We start from the raw sequence: 16,767 nt of genomic DNA, 5'->3' as shown, positions 1-16,767 counted from the left end.
ATCTAAGTCAGTTTTTTTATATGAGTGAAAAAGGAAAAATTATAATATGAGCGAAAACAATATAAATAACAGCAATATGAAAACAGACCATTTTGATAAAGAGTCGGTATTTTTGCGTGAAGCGACATTAGAGGATATTGGCGCACTTGAGCAGTTATTGAACTGCTGCTATCGCGAGACAGCGGGCTGGACCAATGAGGCCGACTTAATCGGCGGTATCAGGACCACATCAGCGGAGCTCGCTGCTGTTATCAATGACCCTAATCACTATTATTTTGTTTATCCGAAAACCACAACAGGCGACCGTGATGGAGATGAGACGGGTGAGATACTTGGCTGTATCGCTGTCGATATTAAAACCGATGCTGACTCAAATAAAAAAGCCTATATCGGCATGTTTGCGGTACATCCTGTGCTACAAGGGAAGGGTGTTGGGAACGTGATTTTACAAGCGGCTGAGACCTTTGCAGATCGCCATTTACAGTCACTTAATCAGCCTAGCCGTCTGACTATGTCTATACTAAGTCATCGTCCTGAGCTTTTGGCTTATTATCAGCGCCGCGGTTATCAGCTAAATGGTAATAGTATGCCGTTTCCTGTCGATGGCAATAATGGCGAGCCTAAGCGCGATGACTTAGTGCTATTGGAGCTTGAGAAAATCGTTAACGCATAACAGCGGACTTTGCTTTATGCGCCCCAAAAGTGACCAAAAGTCATAAACAGCCCAATGCTGAGCAAGATAAACGCCACAATGATTAAGCGCTTGAACCAGTTAAAAGCAGGCAAGCGCGTTGCTGGGTCGTCAGACATCAAAAATGCAAACAAGAACAATAAACTTGCTGCTAAAGTCATAATGCCTAAGCCAACAGGTAAAATATAAAGGTAGACGGCTACCATCTTGCAACTCTCTTATCGTTTATTAGAATACTGGCATAATAACAGCAAGGATATTGAACTGTCTGCAAGTCACTTGAGGCTAAGGCATAAAAAGAGCAAGATACTAGCAAAGATAAAAGGCTATAAAAAGCAGTGCTATTGACAAAGAAATTATGTTGGGTTTTAAAGGGTGTTTAGGTATACTTTGAGCACTACCTAATCGAAACGAGAATATGATGAGAAGTATAAAAAAATTAGCAATTATCGCTGTATTGACACCGCTCTTTGCCGCTTGCTCGAGCGGCCCCTCTGATAGTGATGTAGAAGAGCTGATTCAGACGCAGTATGACAAGGCCAATAGCATCATGGACGATGCAATGGTGCAAGCGGGTGATGATGAGATGGCAAAAGCTGTGAGCGGCATGATGGCAGGTATGATGCCAACGCTTGAGAGCGTAGACAATGTCAGCTGTGATACGACTGAGGGTGACAACACTTATCTGTGTACCGCTGATGTCACGCAAACCATCGGTGGCAATAGTCGTACTGATAGCGGCGCTTTTAAGGTCAGTGATGTCAATGGCGAATGGGTATTGACGCCATAGTGGTTTATAAAACTGCTTAAATTAATGATATAAACAGGGCGCTTAAGTAGCGCCTTTTTTTTGCTTAACAAGAGCTAATCAGTGGTCTATATTGTTCTAGAAGGCCTATGATAATAAAAAATAAGCGAATAAGGAGTACGCAATGTCTAGCAATATTCTATCTAAGGTCTTGTTTAAAAGAGCATTCAGAGCAACGACAATAGCAAGTGGCTTCCTCGTGTTTACGTCAACATTGTCAGCTACGGCTCAAGCTTCAAATCAGCACTATCAAATTGAAGAGTTTTCTGACGATTACTCTGCCATCATTATCCCAACAGAGGATGAAGATGGCGAGTCAAATAGTATTATTAAGGTTATCAATGCAAAAACTGGGCAAACCATGATTAGTCAGCCTGCTAGTCTCGATATTGAATATGAGTTGGACAACAGTAAAGAGCGTCAACTAAGCGACAAAATTAGCGCTAATATTGCCAATAGGTATTATGGCGAGCATAGCGTACTGATATACGATGACTTTAATTTTGATAATCAAAAGGACTTAGCACTAAGAGATGGACGCAATGGCTGTTATGGTGGACCTTCTTACCAAGTCTATCTAAAAAAGGATAATACTTTCATTCATAGTGATGGATTTACGGATCTGGCACAGGGATACTGTGGTTTTTTTGGCATCGATAAAGACAGTGAAACCTTGAACACTATGACCAAAAGCGGTGCTGCGTGGCATCAGTTTTCAGAGTATAAGGTGATCAACGATGAACCAGTCGTTGTCCGTATCATTGAGGAGGAGTGGAATAACAGAAGCCTGCTATCTATTACTGAAAGCAAAAAGATCAAGGGCAAAATGAAGGTCGAGAACTATGAAATGCTACCACCTTATGTCGAACAAGCAGAAAACCCATTTCCCTATATCTATATGCTGACAGTAGATAATGATAAAAAAATGGTGCTCGATAGTCAGTATAAAGATGGCAGCGAGCAATTATATTATGCTTTTGCAGATGAGGAGGGCCGAATTGAGCTGCTTTATGAAGGACAGTTTGACTATGATAAAACAAAGAAAACACTGAGCTTCACCAACAGACCTGTACTTTATAAAATTAATAATCAAGGCATCACGGTAAAACTACCTAATAATACGGTTCAGTTAAAACCGCAACCTAAAAGCGTGCTTGGCAGTTTAGATAATGTCGTTCAGTTTAAGAATGTCAGAGTAAAATAAAGAATATTGAAGTAATTCGTTAAAGCGAGATATAGTCCTCAAACCTAGCAAAAAAGGCGACTCCTTCAAGAGTAGCCTTTATAATAAATTGCTTAGTACGACTATCAAATTATCAAATCAACGCACATATTAACGCATCGTCACAAACTCTTCTGAACCAGTTGGATGAATGGCAACCGTATTGTCAAAGTCTGCTTTAGTCGCGCCCATTTTGATAGCGACTGCAAAGCCCTGAATCATCTCATCGACGCCAAAACCAATGCCATGCAGGCCAATGACTTTTTCGTCATCGCCCAAGCATACTAGCTTCATGGTGCATTTTTGACGATGTTGAGTGACCGCGCTATACATATCGGTAAAGCTTGAGGTATAACACTTGATATTTTCTTTACCATAGCGTTCCACCGCGTCGATTTCAGACAGGCCAATCGTACCGATAGCCGGATGAGTAAAAATTACGGTCGGTATCAATGTATAGTCTAAGTGCTCATTGGGCTTATTGTTAAACAAACGCTCAGATAAGCGGCGACCAGCGGCAATCGCTACAGGCGTTAAATCTACGCTGTTTTCGATGATATCACCGACTGCATAAATACCATCGACATTGGTGTTTTGGAATTTATCGACTTTGATTTTACCTGTCTCAGTCGTCTCAACCCCTGTCACTTGCAGATTGATACCGTCTGTCGATGGCGCGCGACCAATCGCCCATATCAAGCAATCGACAGTATCGATACAGTCTTCACCGCCATCGTTGGTGGTCAAATCCAGGCTGTCATCGTCATTTTTATTGACTTCACTGATCACCGTATTGGTGTGTAATTTAATGCCAGCTTGTTCCATTTCTATCAGCAAAGTCTCTACGATAGTATGGTCAAACGTACGTAGTGGCGAGTGTTTGCGCACATACAAATGCACATCGGCACCCAGACTGTTTAACACGCCTGCGATCTCGACAGCGATATAGCCAGCACCTACAATCGCCACGCGTTTTGGCAAGTGATTCAACGCAAAAAAGCCGTCAGAGTCGATGCCGTATTCTGCACCTTTAAGGTCTGGCTGAATAGGATGACCGCCCGTAGCAATCAAAATGTGATCAGCGGTAATCAGCTCGCCATTTACTTCTACGGTATTGGTATCGACAAATTTGGCAAAGCCTTTGATCACTTCGACGCCGTTTTTTGCCAAGTTATTGTCGTAAGCGCGGTGAATGTTTTCGATATATTGTTGGCGGCTCTGTACCAGTTTTTGAAAGTCAAAACCTTTTGACTCAACATCGAAACCATAGTCTGGCGCATATTTATGGATGGCTTCAGCCACTTGCGCGCCATACCACATCACTTTTTTGGGAACACAGCCCAAATTTACACACGTGCCGCCCAATTGGTTGGCTTCGATAATGGCGCATTTTTTGCCATAGTTGGCTGCACGGTTGAGTGAGGCGATGCCGCCGCTACCGCCGCCAATGGCGATATAGTCATAATGTTTGGTCATAATACGGTCTCTTTATTAAGTTGCTATTGGTGCTGTTTCCGACTCTACTGTAATGGGTCTTATCATCCATCTTGCAAGTTTTTTATGGTTAGCGTATGTTGAATCGCTTGACTATAAACGGTGGTTGGTTAAGAAAAGCCCAACATCTAGATATTTAAATCCGCTCAAACCCACTTATACAATAGGACGACGTCTATAAAATAACAGTCCCGGAATAGACAAGCCAAGTACCAATCCTGAAGTGACAAATAGTGCCTCAAACAAATACACCATCATTTGGCTAAATAACTCATCTGAAAAGCCAAAGTAACCAATCTGCACCATACTGACCATCGCCTTATAAGCGGCGATACCGGGCATCATACAGATGACACTGGGCGAGATAAGCGCTTTGGGCGGCAGAGTATATTTCTTAGAAAAGTACACACCCAAAAAGCTGGCAAGCATCGCGCCAAAAAAGCTGGCAACCACGATATGAATGTGCTGATAAACGAGTGCTGTCTTTAGTCCAAAGCCAAATGCGGTCATCAGTAAACACGGCAAGATATAGCGTTTGGGTACGCTAAACATTAGCGTCCAACCAAGGGTGATGATACAAGACAGTATGACGGTTTTAATAAACCACATTTTAAAACCCCCAATGCTGTATGCGAAGTAAAACCAGCGCCATCACGATACCGACGCACGCAGATAAGGTCAGCATATAGGTAAAGACCGCACGCCCAACGCCAATATTGACATAGCCTTTTAAGATATCGGATAAAGAATTAATCAAAGGAAAGCTTGGCACCAATAGCAGTACGCTAGAGGCAACAGCGATATCCGCATTGTTACCAATATCAAAATAATAGGTCGTCGCGCCAATTAAGGATGCAATAAAAGCCGTCACAATGACGGTGATAAAAGGGTTAAAGTGGTGCTTGGACAAATAGATACGAGTAAACATCGCCACCATGCCAGCGATGAATGTCACTGCCGTAATCGACCAACTACCGCCATTCAGATAAGCAAACGCCGCACATGAGGCACCAACAAACAGACTGACTAGCCAGGTTGGGTATACGGTCTTATCCAACTCATCAAAGGCAAGGGTAGTGCGGTCAATCAAGTCATTATGATCGACAGTGGCTTCGGTTTTATTGACGATTTGCTGGATTTGTACCAACAGATTGACGTTGATGCTCTGATTGATCGTATCTCTAGTGGTAGTGATACAGCGCTCGTCACAGATAGTCGTCAAGGTAATGGCATTAAAGTTCAGCGAACATTCGACGCTGTTCATTCCCAAGGCAAGCCCCAAGCGTTTGGATAAATCCACCACCACGGCAGACTCAGCGCCATACTGCATAAGGAGTAATCCGCAGCGCACACATAGTCGGGTAATGCGCTGCTGCTTTACGTAGCTGATAGAGGTCATGGGTGAGATACGCAGGTTGGTATTGATACACTATTATAAAGGGTATAGGTGCTGACGCGCAGACAATATCAGCCATTATCGAATATTATGTTGGCTGCTATTATAATAATTTTTGGCAAGGAGTATAAAATGCATATCGCTATTTTGACTTTGACGTTTGCATTGCCCGGTTGTGGCTCGCTAAAAGAAAAACGCCACCGTATGGGCGGCTTGCACGCGCGCTTTGGCAATACGCCAAGTGTCGCAGTATGTGAAAGCGGGGAGCGTGATCGGCATGACGCCAGCGAGTGGACGTTTGTGATCGTTGGACTGTCCAAACGAGAGGTCGAGTCGCAGTGCAGTCAAATTGAGGAAAAGCTAGAACGTACGGTGGATGCAAGGGTAATGAATGTTGAGAGGGAGTTTATTTAGGGCTTAAAGCTAACATTTGCTTGATATTTAAATAAGTGTTGTAAGCTTCAAACAACCTACATGCTATAATTTTATATCTATATTGAAGCAAATGAACGTAATAGGATTTAACTTATGTTGTTAACTGGAGCGGTTGCAGGTATAGCTGGAATGAAGTTAGCAGATGAACTAAAGGAACCAGCAAAGAAAGCGTTCGGTTGGCTATTTGAAAAAGGCAAAAATAAATACGATGAACATAAATTAGATAAAGCACTTAATAATCTGTCAGATAAAATTATCAAGGTTACTAAAGTCAAAACTATCTATAAAGGCGACGATAGTATTGATTTGCAAGGATTTTACGTACCTACTAGAGTTGAAGGTATAAATACTTCTGTCAATTTTGTAACTGATATAAGCGATAAATCTATTGTTCTCGAAGGAACGGTAGGACAAGGCAAATCTATTTTTATGCGTTATTTGACAGTCCAAGAGGCGAATCAAGGGCAACGTATTCCACTGTTTTATGAGCTTCGTCGTTTGGATGAAAATGATACTTTAACTAATGCCTTAAGTAAGCAAATTAATAACTGGATAACTGAGTTTGAAATAACAGATTTTGACAGGGCTGCTAAGACAGGTAGTTTGGTACTATTTTTAGATGGTTTTGATGAAGTACCTCATAACAAAGTAAGAAAGCTACTTAATGAAATTGAAGGGTGGTGTGAGCGTTATCCAAAAATGCAACTTATCATTAGCTCAAGACCCGAAGCAGATATACAGCATTCCAACTACTTAAAGGTATTTAAATTATCTGAATACCGATTTTACGAGCAAAGCCTACTAATCGATAAGTTAGTTGAAGAACGTGAAAGTAATTCATTGCTAAAACAAGCTATTAAAGATAGCAATATGGAAATCCAGGAGTTATTACAGACTCCTTTAATGGTTACACTCTTTGTAATGAATTATAGAGGAAGTCTAGAAATACCAACTAATCAGCATGAATTCTACAAAAATTTATTCACAATTTTGATATCTCGTCATGATAAAACAAAGCCAGGGTTTAAACGAGAATCGAATAGCGGATTGAATGAATTAGAATTACAGGAAGTTTTTGAGGAATTTTGTTTTATCACTTTTAGTATGGATATCCTAGTATTCGATGATAGTAAAGCTATTGAAGTAATAAAAGAATGTCTTAACAACCAAAACATTCGCGAGAATCCTAGGATGGTTTTATACGACCTATCTAAAAATGTTTGTTTGATTTTGAAAGATGGTCTTGATTACACCTTCATACACAAAAGTATTCAAGAATTTTACTATGCCTCATTTATACACAACCAGCCTGGAGACCATCCCAGATTCTGTGTAACTGCCATTTAGATTAAATGCCTGCTGATGCGATCATCAAACATAATCATAAAGCGATTAAGAGCAGACGTCCAGTTACGGATTGGCATCGACCACTTTTTGGATGCCTGCTGGGTTGCTAGATAGACTACCTTGAAAGCTGCGTGATCAGATGGGAACACCTTACGCTTATTCACCGCTGTCCGAATCACACTGTTCAGTGACTCAATAGCATTGGTAGTGTATATGACTTTTCTGATGTCTTTAGGGTACTCAAAGAACACTGTTAGGCCCTCCCAGTTATTGCGCCAAGACTTAACCACATGCGGATACTTATCACCCCACACCTCATCAAAGTGCTCAAGATTAGCCTCAGCTATCTCAAGCGTATCAGCGCCGTAGATGGCCTTTAAATCAGCCGCTACGGCCTTTTTATCCGTCCACGGCACAAACTTCATTGAATAGCGCACCATATGTACGATACACAGCTGGACCTGAGCGTTGGGATAAACGGTGTTAATGGCATCAGGGAAGCCCTTTAGACCGTCAACACAAGCGATTAAGATGTCTTGTACGCCACGGTTTTGAAGCTCGGTAAGAACACCTAGCCAGAACTTAGCGCCTTCATTCTCTGAGAGCCACATACCAAGCAGCTCTTTCTTACCGCTAAGATTGATGTCTAGGGCTAGGTAAATGGCTTTGTTGATGATCTGCTTGTCTTGACGTATCTTCACGACGATGCAGTCCAAATAGACGATAGGATAAACACTGCTCAGCGGCCGGTTCTGCCAAGCGGTGATGTCCTCTAATATATTGTCAGTGACTCTTGAGACAAGAGAGCTTGAGATGTCGACGTCATAGAGCTCTTTAATGCTCTCTACAATCTCGGTGGTGGTTTGACCCTTGGCGTAAAGGAATATGATTTTATCATCGAGACCTGAGATACGGGTTTGATGCTTACTAACGAGTACAGGCTCAAAGCTGCTATCACGGTCTCTTGGGGTAGAGATTTCAAGATCGCCTGTGTCACTGCGGACGGTCTTTTTAGTGTGTCCGTTGCGCTTGTTTGGTTTATCTGCTTTCTCATGCTTGGGGTAGCCGAGATGGTCTTCCATCTCAGCCTCTAAGGCAGTATCGATAAAGGATTGCATGAGCTGCTTTTGGAAGTCTTTGATGTCATCAAAGCTTTTCATGCTACCAGCCATTTGCTCGGCCAGTTTTTTAATGTCAGATTGAGTAGTCATTGCTTATTCTCCTGTTAATGGATTATAAGCAGTTACACAGTTTTTAGGAAACTCCCCCAGCCTGAAATGAAAATTGAATTCTATAATGATTGTAGCTATGAATTTGTAGATGGTAAACGTAATATATTGAAATTTCTTGAAAGTATGGATACCTACTATTTCTATAAGTATTTAGCTTTACCGGTATTCGACTTATATATCAACTATTTTTCTTTTGATGAGTCTGAAAATCAACTTATAAAGTATTTTTTCCATAACTCAACTGAGGAACACGGTATTCACATTCAATTCTACTTTGAGATTTATTATGAATATCCTTTCAACTATTTTGATATCTTAATAGTGAAACTACTTCCTACAGTCCTCAACGCAGCATCTGAATTTGGCGCTGGTATGCTAAGTACTACGAATATTGAACCAGAGAACGGTAAATCCATTCAATCACTTTTTACTCCAGAAAAGTATAGCGAACTACGGACTACGCTACACTTGTTTGAACGAAAAGTATTAGAGCGTAGAGGAGAGATTCTAAGCTTTATTGATAAAAAAGATTCCAAAAAGTACAGGAAATATCTAAGTAGATAAAATACGACAATTCGAAGCTAAAATTTCACCCAACAAAAAAGGCCACTCCCTAAAGAGTAGCCTTTCATCATCAGTCATCTAAAAAATGCTAGTTATTGCGGACGGCCTTGACCATGTCCTTCAGGTTTTTTATACCCTTTTGCAGTCATACAGGCTTCTAGCTTCTTCATATCACTTTTACTTGGACGACTTTCTTTAGTCATTTTCACGCCAGCTCGTTGAGCACAATCATCCATAGCTTGCTTCATATCCGCTGACATCGCAGGTCTTTGATGGTTACGATCGCTTACGCCATTTGATGTGCCGCTTGATGCACAGGCGCTAACGCCAACAGTAGATGCTAAGACAATAAATAGTAATTTTTTCATAAGAAGTCCTTAAGAGTTTTAGGGGTCGTACAAGAGTGGGTAGCGTCAATTTGTGTTGGCTATATCGTTATTAACCAGTTGTTTCTATATCGTATGCGTTTACGCGTCATATCTAATCATTTAAATATTAATACATTTAACTTTTAAGTATCTTTAATAAATATTAAGAAAGGTAACGTAGTGAAGTAACTTAAGTCTTAGTTTATATATCAATTTTCATTCATAGCTTATAGTTTGCGCTTTGCCTTATACCAACCAATAAAAAAGGCCACCCTATAAAGAGTGACCTTTTATCAATCATGACTAACGGTATTAGCTGACTTCTTTCATACCTTGCTCAAGCATCGGCTTTAAGAATATACCCGTGTAGGATTCTTTGACTTCAGCCACTTCCTCAGGTGTACCTTCAGCGATGATCACACCACCACCTTTACCGCCTTCAGGGCCTAGATCAATCACCCAATCCGCCGTTTTGATAACATCTAAGTTATGCTCGATGACGACAATGGTGTTACCTTTATCGCGTAGGGCATGCAGGATATTGAGCAGCTTATCGATATCATGGAAATGCAAACCAGTGGTTGGCTCATCCAAGATATAGAGCGTCTGTCCCGTATCACGTTTGGCAAGCTCACGAGCCAGTTTGACACGCTGCGCCTCACCACCTGATAGTGTTGGCGCAGACTGACCCAAGCGAATATAGCTCAGACCAACATCCATCAATGCTTGCAGGCGACGATAGATGGCTGGTATCGCTGAGAAGAACTCAACGGCATCTTCAACAGTCATATCGAGCACATCAGCGATGGTTTTGCCTTTATAGTGAATCTCTAGCGTCTCGCGGTTGTAGCGTTTGCCTTCACAGGTATCACATGGCACATACATATCTGGTAAGAAATGCATCTCAACTTTGATAAGACCATCACCTTGGCACATCTCACAGCGTCCGCCTTTCACGTTGAAACTAAAGCGACCAGGCTTATAGCCACGAGCACGCGCTTCTTGGGTCTGGGCAAACATCTCACGCACAGGGGTAAACACGCCAGTATAAGTCGCTGGGTTGGAGCGCGGCGTACGACCGATTGGGCTTTGATCGATGTCGACCATTTTGTCTAAATGCTCAAGACCGCTAATGCTTTCAAACTTATCGGCAATCAGCGTTGAGGCATTATTCAACTGAGTCGCTGCCAATGGCATAAGGGTACGGTTAATCAAGGTTGATTTACCCGAACCTGAGACACCCGTCACACAAGTCATGATGCCAACAGGAATGGTCAAATCCACATCGTGCAGGTTATTGCCTGACGCGCCTTTTAGCTCGATGGTCATCGGTACTTTTTTGGCTTTAGCTTTACCTTTGACTTCCACATCGATAGTTTTGGCTTTATGACGAACAGTCGGAATCTCGATTTTCTTCTTACCAGACATATATTGTCCAGTCAGCGATTCCTTGTTTGCCATGATATCATCGACCGTACCTTGGGCGATAATATGACCGCCATGTACGCCTGCACCGATGCCGATATCGATGACGTGATCTGCTTGGCGAATCGCATCTTCATCATGCTCAACGACCAGTACCGTATTACCCAAGTCACGCAAGCGCGTTAGGGTTTTTAGCAGACGATCATTGTCACGCTGATGCAGACCGATTGACGGCTCATCAAGTACGTACATGACACCCATCAGACCTGCACCGATTTGGCTGGCTAGACGAATACGCTGTGCTTCACCGCCCGATAATGTCTCAGCAGAGCGAGCAAGTGTTAGATAGTCCAGTCCAACGCTGACGAGGAAGTTTAAGCGCTCATTAATCTCTTTAAAGATTTTTTCTGCGACTTCACCTTTATGACCGCCAATCTTTAGCGTTTTATAATAGTCAGCCGCATCACCGATAGATAGCTTAACGATTTCTGCAATGGTCTGATCATCAACACGGACATTGCGTGAGATTTCATTCAGACGTGCACCATCACAAACGTTACAAGTGGTATCAGCCAGATATTTAGCTAACTCGTCACGGACAAGGTTACTTTGCGTCTTGGCATAACGACGCTCTAGGTAGGGAAGCACGCCTTCAAATGGTACAGTCTTATTCGTTTTGCGACCGCGCTCATCGGTAAAGTTAAAGGTCAGCTTTTCTTTACCAGAACCATGCATGATTAGGTCTTGCTGCTCTTTTGACAGGTCCTGCCACGGTGCATCCATGTCAATTTTGAAATGCTTACAGACCGTGCTAAGCAAGCCAAAATAGTACGCATGACGCTTGTCCCAACCATTGATTGCGCCTTGGTTAAGTGACTTCTCATGATGGGTAATCAATTTTTCAGCGGCGAAATATTGACGTTTACCAAGACCATCACAGCTTGGGCATGCACCATAGGGATTGTTAAAACTGAACATACGTGGTTCAAGCTCAGGCACTGCACGATCACAAACAGGGCATGAATGCTTGGCTGACATCACTTGGTTTTGGTCACCGCCTTCTTTTGGATTACCATCCATAAAGTGCAGCGTGACCAGTCCTTGACCCAAACGTAACGCCGTCTCTAAGCTCTCAGCGACACGGTTGCCCAAGTCGTCACGGACTTTGAAACGATCGACTACAACTTCGATGGTATGTTTTTTCTTCTTATCCAGTGTCGGTAGCTCATCAGTGTCATAGACATCGCCATCGACACGCACACGAACAAAGCCTTGACCGATGAGCTGCTCGAGCAATACAGTGTGCTCACCTTTACGCTCACGAATGACTGGTGCCAAAATCATAATCTTAGTATCATCTGGCAAGGCCATGACCTGATCGACCATCTCAGTGACCGACTGCGCGACCATTGGCTCACCGTGCTCAGGGCAATATGGCGTACCGATGCGTGCATATAGCAGGCGCAGATAGTCATAAATTTCGGTAATCGTACCGACGGTCGAGCGTGGGTTATGGTTGGTTGATTTTTGCTCGATAGCAATCGCAGGGGATAGACCCTCGATGCTATCGACATCAGGTTTCTCCATTTGCGAGAGGAACTGACGCGCGTATGCCGATAAGCTTTCGACATAACGACGTTGCCCTTCGGCATATAGCGTGTCAAATGCCAATGAAGATTTACCAGAGCCAGATAGGCCAGTGATTACCACGAATTTATCTCGTGGAATGTCTAAATCGATGTTTTTTAAATTATGAGTACGTGCGCCGCGTATTGCGATATGGTCATGTGCCATCGGTTACAGGTTTCCTATTTGCTAAAAGGGGATTGGGAGATATCTCAAGCTAAAAAGTAAATACAGATCAGTTAAAAGGTGAATAATTCTAAATTTTCGATGTTGTTATAAGTAGTGTTGTTATAAAAGGTATCGTTATAAATAATGTCGTTATTAAGAGTGCCGTTATAAGGGGTACATACATTGATAAAGTAAAAGTTAAGCCAGCCTAGTTATTCATTTTCTATTATTGTTTGGCTTTATGTTGCTTGTCGCTCCTACCACTATTTGTTATAGGACTAAGCAAATCTAAATCAAATCAGTGTTAAGTAACAGGCATCGTTTGTTATGGTTTTGACCAAAAATGTCATTTTATAGAAGCGTTCGTCGTTACGTAGATATGGTGAGTTAGCCGTTAATTATGCTGACAACGTTTTACTTTATTGTCATGGTGACAGCATTATTCAAGGTGTCACTGTGCATCTGATGCACTTGGTAACAAAATAATCTCGTAATATGAATGGCTTGGGTTGAGAGCGCATACGTTACTGCACCAGTAAGACAAAAGTCTCGGCAACCAAACGGCGAATGTCTTATACTAGGGGGCTTGATTTATAGGCCAATGCCTTGATAAACCAGTAGTGATAAATCATGGTATGGCGCAGTGTTAGTCGTGAAAGATAGCAATGAGCAACCAGCAATGATCAACCAGTGAGGCAAGTATGAATAGCGTAGAGAAACGGGCAATCCTCGGAGTCGGTGGCATCTTTGCCTTACGTATGATTGGCTTGTTTATGATTGTGCCGGTATTTTCTGTTTATGGTGACAATTATGCACACGCGACGCCGTTTTTGATTGGTTTGGCCGTTGGTATTTATGGCTTAGGGCAGGCTATTTTTCAGATACCGATGAGTTTGGCTGCTGATAAGTTCCCGCGTAAGCCTATTATCTTTCTGGGATTGATACTATTCGCGGTCGGCGGCATGATTGCCGCAAATGCGACGGATATTTATGAAGTGATCATTGGTCGGGCGCTGGCGGGTAGTGGAGCGGTCTCTGCTGTGCTTATGGCGTTACTGGCTGATGTGACTCGTGAGGAAATGCGTACCAAAGCGATGGCCACGATGGGGCTGACGATTGCGACCTCTATTATGCTTGCGTTTGCCTTTGGTCCGCTATTAGTCGGATCGCTCGGCATCTCTGGGCTGTTTTGGCTAACTTCAGGATTTGCTATATTGGCGATGCTGCTATTGGTGGTAGTACCGACGCCTATGCGCGTGCTCAAGCACAATCTGGATAATAAGACCATCGGTCAACAGTTGGCTACTGTCCTTAAGATTGGCGATCTTAACCGCTTACATATCGGTATCTTTGCGCTACATCTGACGATGACGGCGATATTTGTGATATTGCCGCACCAGCTCAGTGACGTACTTGGCTTGTCAGTACGTCAGCAAGGCATGGTGTATTTGCCACTATTGTTTATTGGTTTCGCCATTGCGATACCGTTTATTATCATCGCCGAAAAAAAACGTAAAATGCGTCAGGTGTTTTTGGGTGCAATTGCATTGATGACCGCCGCTTTAGCCATACTCGCGCTTGGTAGTCAGGTCGGTATTGGTATTATATTGGGCTTGCTGCTGTACTTTATGGGCTTTAATTTGCTTGAGGCGACGATTCCTTCGTGGATATCTAAGCGTGCACCAGTCGCCAATAAAGCGACCGCGATGGGGCTTAACTCTTCTAGTCAGTTCTTTGGTGCATTTGTAGGCGGGGCAATGGGTGGTCTGTTATTAAGCCAGCCTAATTTGTTGGCGTGGGGCATATTGGCTATTATTATGGGTGCCGCATTGCTTATCATCATTCCCATTTCTCAGCCACCTTATCTATCGAGCACGACGGTTACTATTCCCAGAGACATCAATATTCAAGACTGGTCACGACAAATGCTGGCAGTAGATGGCGTTGATGAGTTGGTCGTCATGGCAAAAGAGCAAGTCGCCTATTTAAAGTTAGATAAGACACAGTTGACGGATGATTCACGTCAGCAGCTATCGAGTTTGGCGCAGAGTCCGCTAGATATATAATAGTTTTGTACTAGTAGTTGTATATGAAATAAAGCCAAATAGCAAAAATTGCACAGACAGCAATCTCATAAACCATCAGTATCAATCAGTGGAAACTAACTACTTATCTCTATTTAAAAGGAATTAATATGAGTAAATTTAAGATGCTGTCTGGTAGTGTCATCGAAGGTAGAAAGAAAACGCATCGCTCAATAGCTAAGTTAACAGTAGGTCTTGGTTTATCAGCCATACTGCTGACCTCTGGTTGCGCTACGCAAAATATTCAGGCGTATCAGAACACCACACCAACGCTCGACATGCATGAGTTTTTTTCGGGTCAAATTGATGGTTGGGGTATGTTCCAAGGTCGAAATGGTGAGGTCAAAAAACGCTTTTATGTCGACATTGATGCAACCCATGAGGGAGATGATGTCATTGTCCTAAACGAGAAGTTCTCGTGGGCAGATGGCACGAAATCGCAGCGTATATGGCGTCTGACTGAGCAGACAGATGGCAGCTGGAGAGGTGTGGCAGGTGATATTATTGGCGAGGCAACAGGGCAAGTGGTTGGCAATACGTTGCACTGGAATTACTTATTAGAGTTACCTGTCGAGGACAAAACCTACAAAGTAACGTTCGATGATTGGATGTATCTTATCAATGAGGATGTCATGCTCAATCGCTCAGTGATGAAAAAATTTGGCGTAGAGCTGGGTAGCGTGACGTTGAGCATGCACCGCAAGCCTTCTGATGATAACTAGAAATCTCTAAATCACTTGATAATAAGTAAGGTGCTATTCAATATCGATAAAGGTAGACGGTGTTCTTTAGCGTCTTAAAATGGCAAAATAGCAGCATATTTATCTATTACCTGTTATTTATTGGACTCTATAATATCGACTAGTATATCAAGATAGAGTATCTAAGCGACATAGACTGACGTGCACCATAGGTAGCCTATAGATATTTCGATAAAAATTGGTTAAAGTAAAATTATATAATTGATAGTGTCAAATGATGCTATCAGATAACGATTAAAACAGTTTATTAAATTATTCATAAGTAAAAGGACAGTATCATGCGCGGAGTCAATAAAGTTATCATCATCGGTAACCTCGGAGCAGATCCTGAGGCACGCCAATTCAGCAATGGCGGTAGCGTAACCAATATCTCGGTTGCGACATCAGAGCAGTGGACAGACAAACAAAGCGGCGAAAAAAGAGAAGCGACAGAGTGGCATCGTATCGCACTTTTTAACCGTCTAGGTGAAATCGCAGCGCAATACCTGCGTAAAGGCAGCAAAGTCTATATCGAAGGTAGTTTGCGTACACGTAAATACCAAGACCAAAGTGGTCAAGACCGTTATATCACTGAGATTCGCGCTGAGCAAATGCAAATGCTCGATGGCCAAACTGGCGGTGGTCAGGGACAAGGCAATAACGGTGGTTATCAAGGTGGCTCAAATCAGGGTTATGACAATCAAAATGGTCAAAACAACTTTGGTCAGCAAGCAAATAATCAGCCCGCACAACAAGGTGGTTACAACAATCAACCGAGTGGTGGTCAGAACAGTTTTAACAATCAAGCGCCTGCTCAGCAAAACCAGTTCAATCAGCCAGCACAGAAACCTGCACAATCTAAGCCTACAGCAATGCCAGATGGCCCTGTAGATGATGATATTCCTTTTTGAGGAATACATGATTAAGTAATGTTAAAAAAGCCCTGCAACTGCAGGGTTTTTTTAATGCTTGCTATAGTTGATTCATTTTAAAAGAGATACAAGGCAACTGAGTGCAGTGTATATGTCATACTTCAAGCGAGGTTAACGCTGTAGCTCTTTTATAGAGGATTAACTATATCCAGAAATATAATTCAGTTGATGCTTTTTAACATAGCTAAACTAAAATTTTATTAAAAATGTTTTTAATTTATTTATTATGCTCTTA

The 16,767-nt window shown here is 42.4% G+C and carries 16 protein-coding genes; 9 read left to right on the top strand and 7 right to left on the bottom strand.

Annotated features, from left to right (window positions below):
- Positions 1 to 46 precede the first annotated feature (46 nt).
- A complete protein-coding gene (locus ACS8FA_RS25925; RefSeq protein WP_420229487.1) occupies positions 47 to 673 on the top strand; it encodes a GNAT family N-acetyltransferase in 627 nt (208 codons plus the stop codon).
- Positions 674 to 687: 14 nt separating this feature from the next.
- Here ACS8FA_RS25925 and ACS8FA_RS25920 read toward each other — a convergent pair whose 3' ends face one another.
- The gene (locus tag ACS8FA_RS25920) at positions 688 to 897 is read right to left on the bottom strand and encodes a hypothetical protein (protein ID WP_025644536.1); all 210 of its coding nucleotides are present in this window, start codon (positions 895 to 897) and stop codon (positions 688 to 690) included.
- A 215-nt stretch (positions 898 to 1,112) separates the two neighbouring features.
- Between ACS8FA_RS25920 and ACS8FA_RS25915 the strand changes: the two genes are divergently transcribed.
- Positions 1,113 to 1,481 (top strand): hypothetical protein, encoded by a 369-nt coding sequence (locus tag ACS8FA_RS25915; RefSeq protein WP_439266988.1) that lies wholly within the window; start codon positions 1,113 to 1,115, stop codon positions 1,479 to 1,481.
- Between the two features lie 142 nt (positions 1,482 to 1,623).
- Positions 1,624 to 2,703: an XAC2610-related protein gene (locus ACS8FA_RS25910; RefSeq protein ID WP_165596869.1), complete on the top strand. Its 1,080-nt coding sequence runs from the start codon at positions 1,624 to 1,626 to the stop codon at positions 2,701 to 2,703.
- Positions 2,704 to 2,832: 129 nt separating this feature from the next.
- Here ACS8FA_RS25910 and gorA read toward each other — a convergent pair whose 3' ends face one another.
- From gorA to ACS8FA_RS25895, 3 genes are all read right to left on the bottom strand, one after another.
- Positions 2,833 to 4,197: a glutathione-disulfide reductase gene (gorA, locus tag ACS8FA_RS25905; RefSeq protein ID WP_439266991.1), complete on the bottom strand. Its 1,365-nt coding sequence runs from the start codon at positions 4,195 to 4,197 to the stop codon at positions 2,833 to 2,835.
- A 174-nt stretch (positions 4,198 to 4,371) separates the two neighbouring features.
- Positions 4,372 to 4,824 (bottom strand): threonine/serine exporter family protein, encoded by a 453-nt coding sequence (locus ACS8FA_RS25900; protein ID WP_101205820.1) that lies wholly within the window; start codon positions 4,822 to 4,824, stop codon positions 4,372 to 4,374.
- Position 4,825: 1 nt separating this feature from the next.
- Complete coding sequence (locus ACS8FA_RS25895; protein ID WP_102090334.1) at positions 4,826 to 5,614, bottom strand: threonine/serine exporter family protein; 789 nt, start codon at positions 5,612 to 5,614, stop codon at positions 4,826 to 4,828.
- 129 nt (positions 5,615 to 5,743) lie between these two features.
- On the opposite strand from ACS8FA_RS25895, the gene ACS8FA_RS25890 reads away from it, so the two are divergent.
- Both ACS8FA_RS25890 and ACS8FA_RS25885 read left to right on the top strand, forming a co-directional pair.
- Positions 5,744 to 6,025, top strand: a complete 282-nt coding sequence (locus ACS8FA_RS25890) for a DUF503 domain-containing protein (RefSeq protein ID WP_439266993.1) — start codon at positions 5,744 to 5,746, stop codon at positions 6,023 to 6,025.
- A gap of 114 nt (positions 6,026 to 6,139) precedes the next feature.
- A complete protein-coding gene (locus ACS8FA_RS25885; protein ID WP_439266995.1) occupies positions 6,140 to 7,393 on the top strand; it encodes an NACHT domain-containing protein in 1,254 nt (417 codons plus the stop codon).
- On the opposite strand, the gene ACS8FA_RS25880 is transcribed toward ACS8FA_RS25885, so the two are convergent.
- On the bottom strand, positions 7,390 to 8,604 hold the full coding sequence (locus ACS8FA_RS25880; protein WP_522902002.1) for an IS256 family transposase: 1,215 nt from the start codon (positions 8,602 to 8,604) through the stop codon (positions 7,390 to 7,392). The two genes, ACS8FA_RS25885 and ACS8FA_RS25880, sit on opposite strands and share 4 nt — an antisense overlap.
- A gap of 66 nt (positions 8,605 to 8,670) precedes the next feature.
- On the opposite strand from ACS8FA_RS25880, the gene ACS8FA_RS25875 reads away from it, so the two are divergent.
- A complete protein-coding gene (locus ACS8FA_RS25875) occupies positions 8,671 to 9,189 on the top strand; it encodes a hypothetical protein (protein WP_439267444.1) in 519 nt (172 codons plus the stop codon).
- A gap of 92 nt (positions 9,190 to 9,281) precedes the next feature.
- Here ACS8FA_RS25875 and ACS8FA_RS25870 read toward each other — a convergent pair whose 3' ends face one another.
- Both ACS8FA_RS25870 and uvrA read right to left on the bottom strand, forming a co-directional pair.
- Positions 9,282 to 9,557, bottom strand: coding sequence for a hypothetical protein (locus ACS8FA_RS25870; RefSeq protein ID WP_439267442.1), 276 nt, complete (start codon positions 9,555 to 9,557; stop codon positions 9,282 to 9,284).
- 312 nt (positions 9,558 to 9,869) lie between these two features.
- Complete coding sequence (gene uvrA, locus ACS8FA_RS25865; protein WP_439267440.1) at positions 9,870 to 12,776, bottom strand: excinuclease ABC subunit UvrA; 2,907 nt, start codon at positions 12,774 to 12,776, stop codon at positions 9,870 to 9,872.
- Between the two features lie 701 nt (positions 12,777 to 13,477).
- On the opposite strand from uvrA, the gene ACS8FA_RS25860 reads away from it, so the two are divergent.
- The 3 genes from ACS8FA_RS25860 to ACS8FA_RS25850 all read left to right on the top strand — a co-directional run bounded on the left by ACS8FA_RS25860 (position 13,478) and on the right by ACS8FA_RS25850 (position 16,511).
- Positions 13,478 to 14,842 (top strand): MFS transporter, encoded by a 1,365-nt coding sequence (locus ACS8FA_RS25860; protein WP_439267438.1) that lies wholly within the window; start codon positions 13,478 to 13,480, stop codon positions 14,840 to 14,842.
- Positions 14,843 to 14,970: 128 nt separating this feature from the next.
- Positions 14,971 to 15,582 (top strand): DUF3833 domain-containing protein, encoded by a 612-nt coding sequence (locus tag ACS8FA_RS25855; RefSeq protein ID WP_439267436.1) that lies wholly within the window; start codon positions 14,971 to 14,973, stop codon positions 15,580 to 15,582.
- Positions 15,583 to 15,899: 317 nt separating this feature from the next.
- Complete coding sequence (locus ACS8FA_RS25850) at positions 15,900 to 16,511, top strand: single-stranded DNA-binding protein (protein ID WP_439267434.1); 612 nt, start codon at positions 15,900 to 15,902, stop codon at positions 16,509 to 16,511.
- Positions 16,512 to 16,767 lie beyond the last annotated feature (256 nt).

Source organism: Psychrobacter sp. 1Y1, from assembly GCF_051847395.2.
In the GTDB taxonomy this organism is placed as follows: domain Bacteria; phylum Pseudomonadota; class Gammaproteobacteria; order Pseudomonadales; family Moraxellaceae; genus Psychrobacter.
Note: the sequence above shows the minus strand (reverse complement) of the source record. Positions and strands in the feature narration are given on the sequence as shown.

What these genes read in the sequence shown, in the direction of transcription:
- uvrA (WP_439267440.1), bottom strand. Translation starts at nt 12,776, where the DNA reads ATGGCACATGACCATATCGCAATACGCGGCGCACGTACTCATAATTTA.
- ACS8FA_RS25870 (WP_439267442.1), bottom strand. Translation starts at nt 9,557, where the DNA reads ATGAAAAAATTACTATTTATTGTCTTAGCATCTACTGTTGGCGTTAGC.
- ACS8FA_RS25875 (WP_439267444.1), top strand. Translation starts at nt 8,671, where the DNA reads ATGAAAATTGAATTCTATAATGATTGTAGCTATGAATTTGTAGATGGT.
- ACS8FA_RS25885 (WP_439266995.1), top strand. Translation starts at nt 6,140, where the DNA reads ATGTTGTTAACTGGAGCGGTTGCAGGTATAGCTGGAATGAAGTTAGCA.
- ACS8FA_RS25855 (WP_439267436.1), top strand. Translation starts at nt 14,971, where the DNA reads ATGAGTAAATTTAAGATGCTGTCTGGTAGTGTCATCGAAGGTAGAAAG.
- ACS8FA_RS25850 (WP_439267434.1), top strand. Translation starts at nt 15,900, where the DNA reads ATGCGCGGAGTCAATAAAGTTATCATCATCGGTAACCTCGGAGCAGAT.
- ACS8FA_RS25895 (WP_102090334.1), bottom strand. Translation starts at nt 5,614, where the DNA reads ATGACCTCTATCAGCTACGTAAAGCAGCAGCGCATTACCCGACTATGT.
- ACS8FA_RS25860 (WP_439267438.1), top strand. Translation starts at nt 13,478, where the DNA reads ATGAATAGCGTAGAGAAACGGGCAATCCTCGGAGTCGGTGGCATCTTT.
- ACS8FA_RS25925 (WP_420229487.1), top strand. Translation starts at nt 47, where the DNA reads ATGAGCGAAAACAATATAAATAACAGCAATATGAAAACAGACCATTTT.
- ACS8FA_RS25915 (WP_439266988.1), top strand. Translation starts at nt 1,113, where the DNA reads ATGAGAAGTATAAAAAAATTAGCAATTATCGCTGTATTGACACCGCTC.
- gorA (WP_439266991.1), bottom strand. Translation starts at nt 4,197, where the DNA reads ATGACCAAACATTATGACTATATCGCCATTGGCGGCGGTAGCGGCGGC.
- ACS8FA_RS25900 (WP_101205820.1), bottom strand. Translation starts at nt 4,824, where the DNA reads ATGTGGTTTATTAAAACCGTCATACTGTCTTGTATCATCACCCTTGGT.
- ACS8FA_RS25880 (WP_522902002.1), bottom strand. Translation starts at nt 8,604, where the DNA reads ATGACTACTCAATCTGACATTAAAAAACTGGCCGAGCAAATGGCTGGT.
- ACS8FA_RS25890 (WP_439266993.1), top strand. Translation starts at nt 5,744, where the DNA reads ATGCATATCGCTATTTTGACTTTGACGTTTGCATTGCCCGGTTGTGGC.
- ACS8FA_RS25910 (WP_165596869.1), top strand. Translation starts at nt 1,624, where the DNA reads ATGTCTAGCAATATTCTATCTAAGGTCTTGTTTAAAAGAGCATTCAGA.
- ACS8FA_RS25920 (WP_025644536.1), bottom strand. Translation starts at nt 897, where the DNA reads ATGGTAGCCGTCTACCTTTATATTTTACCTGTTGGCTTAGGCATTATG.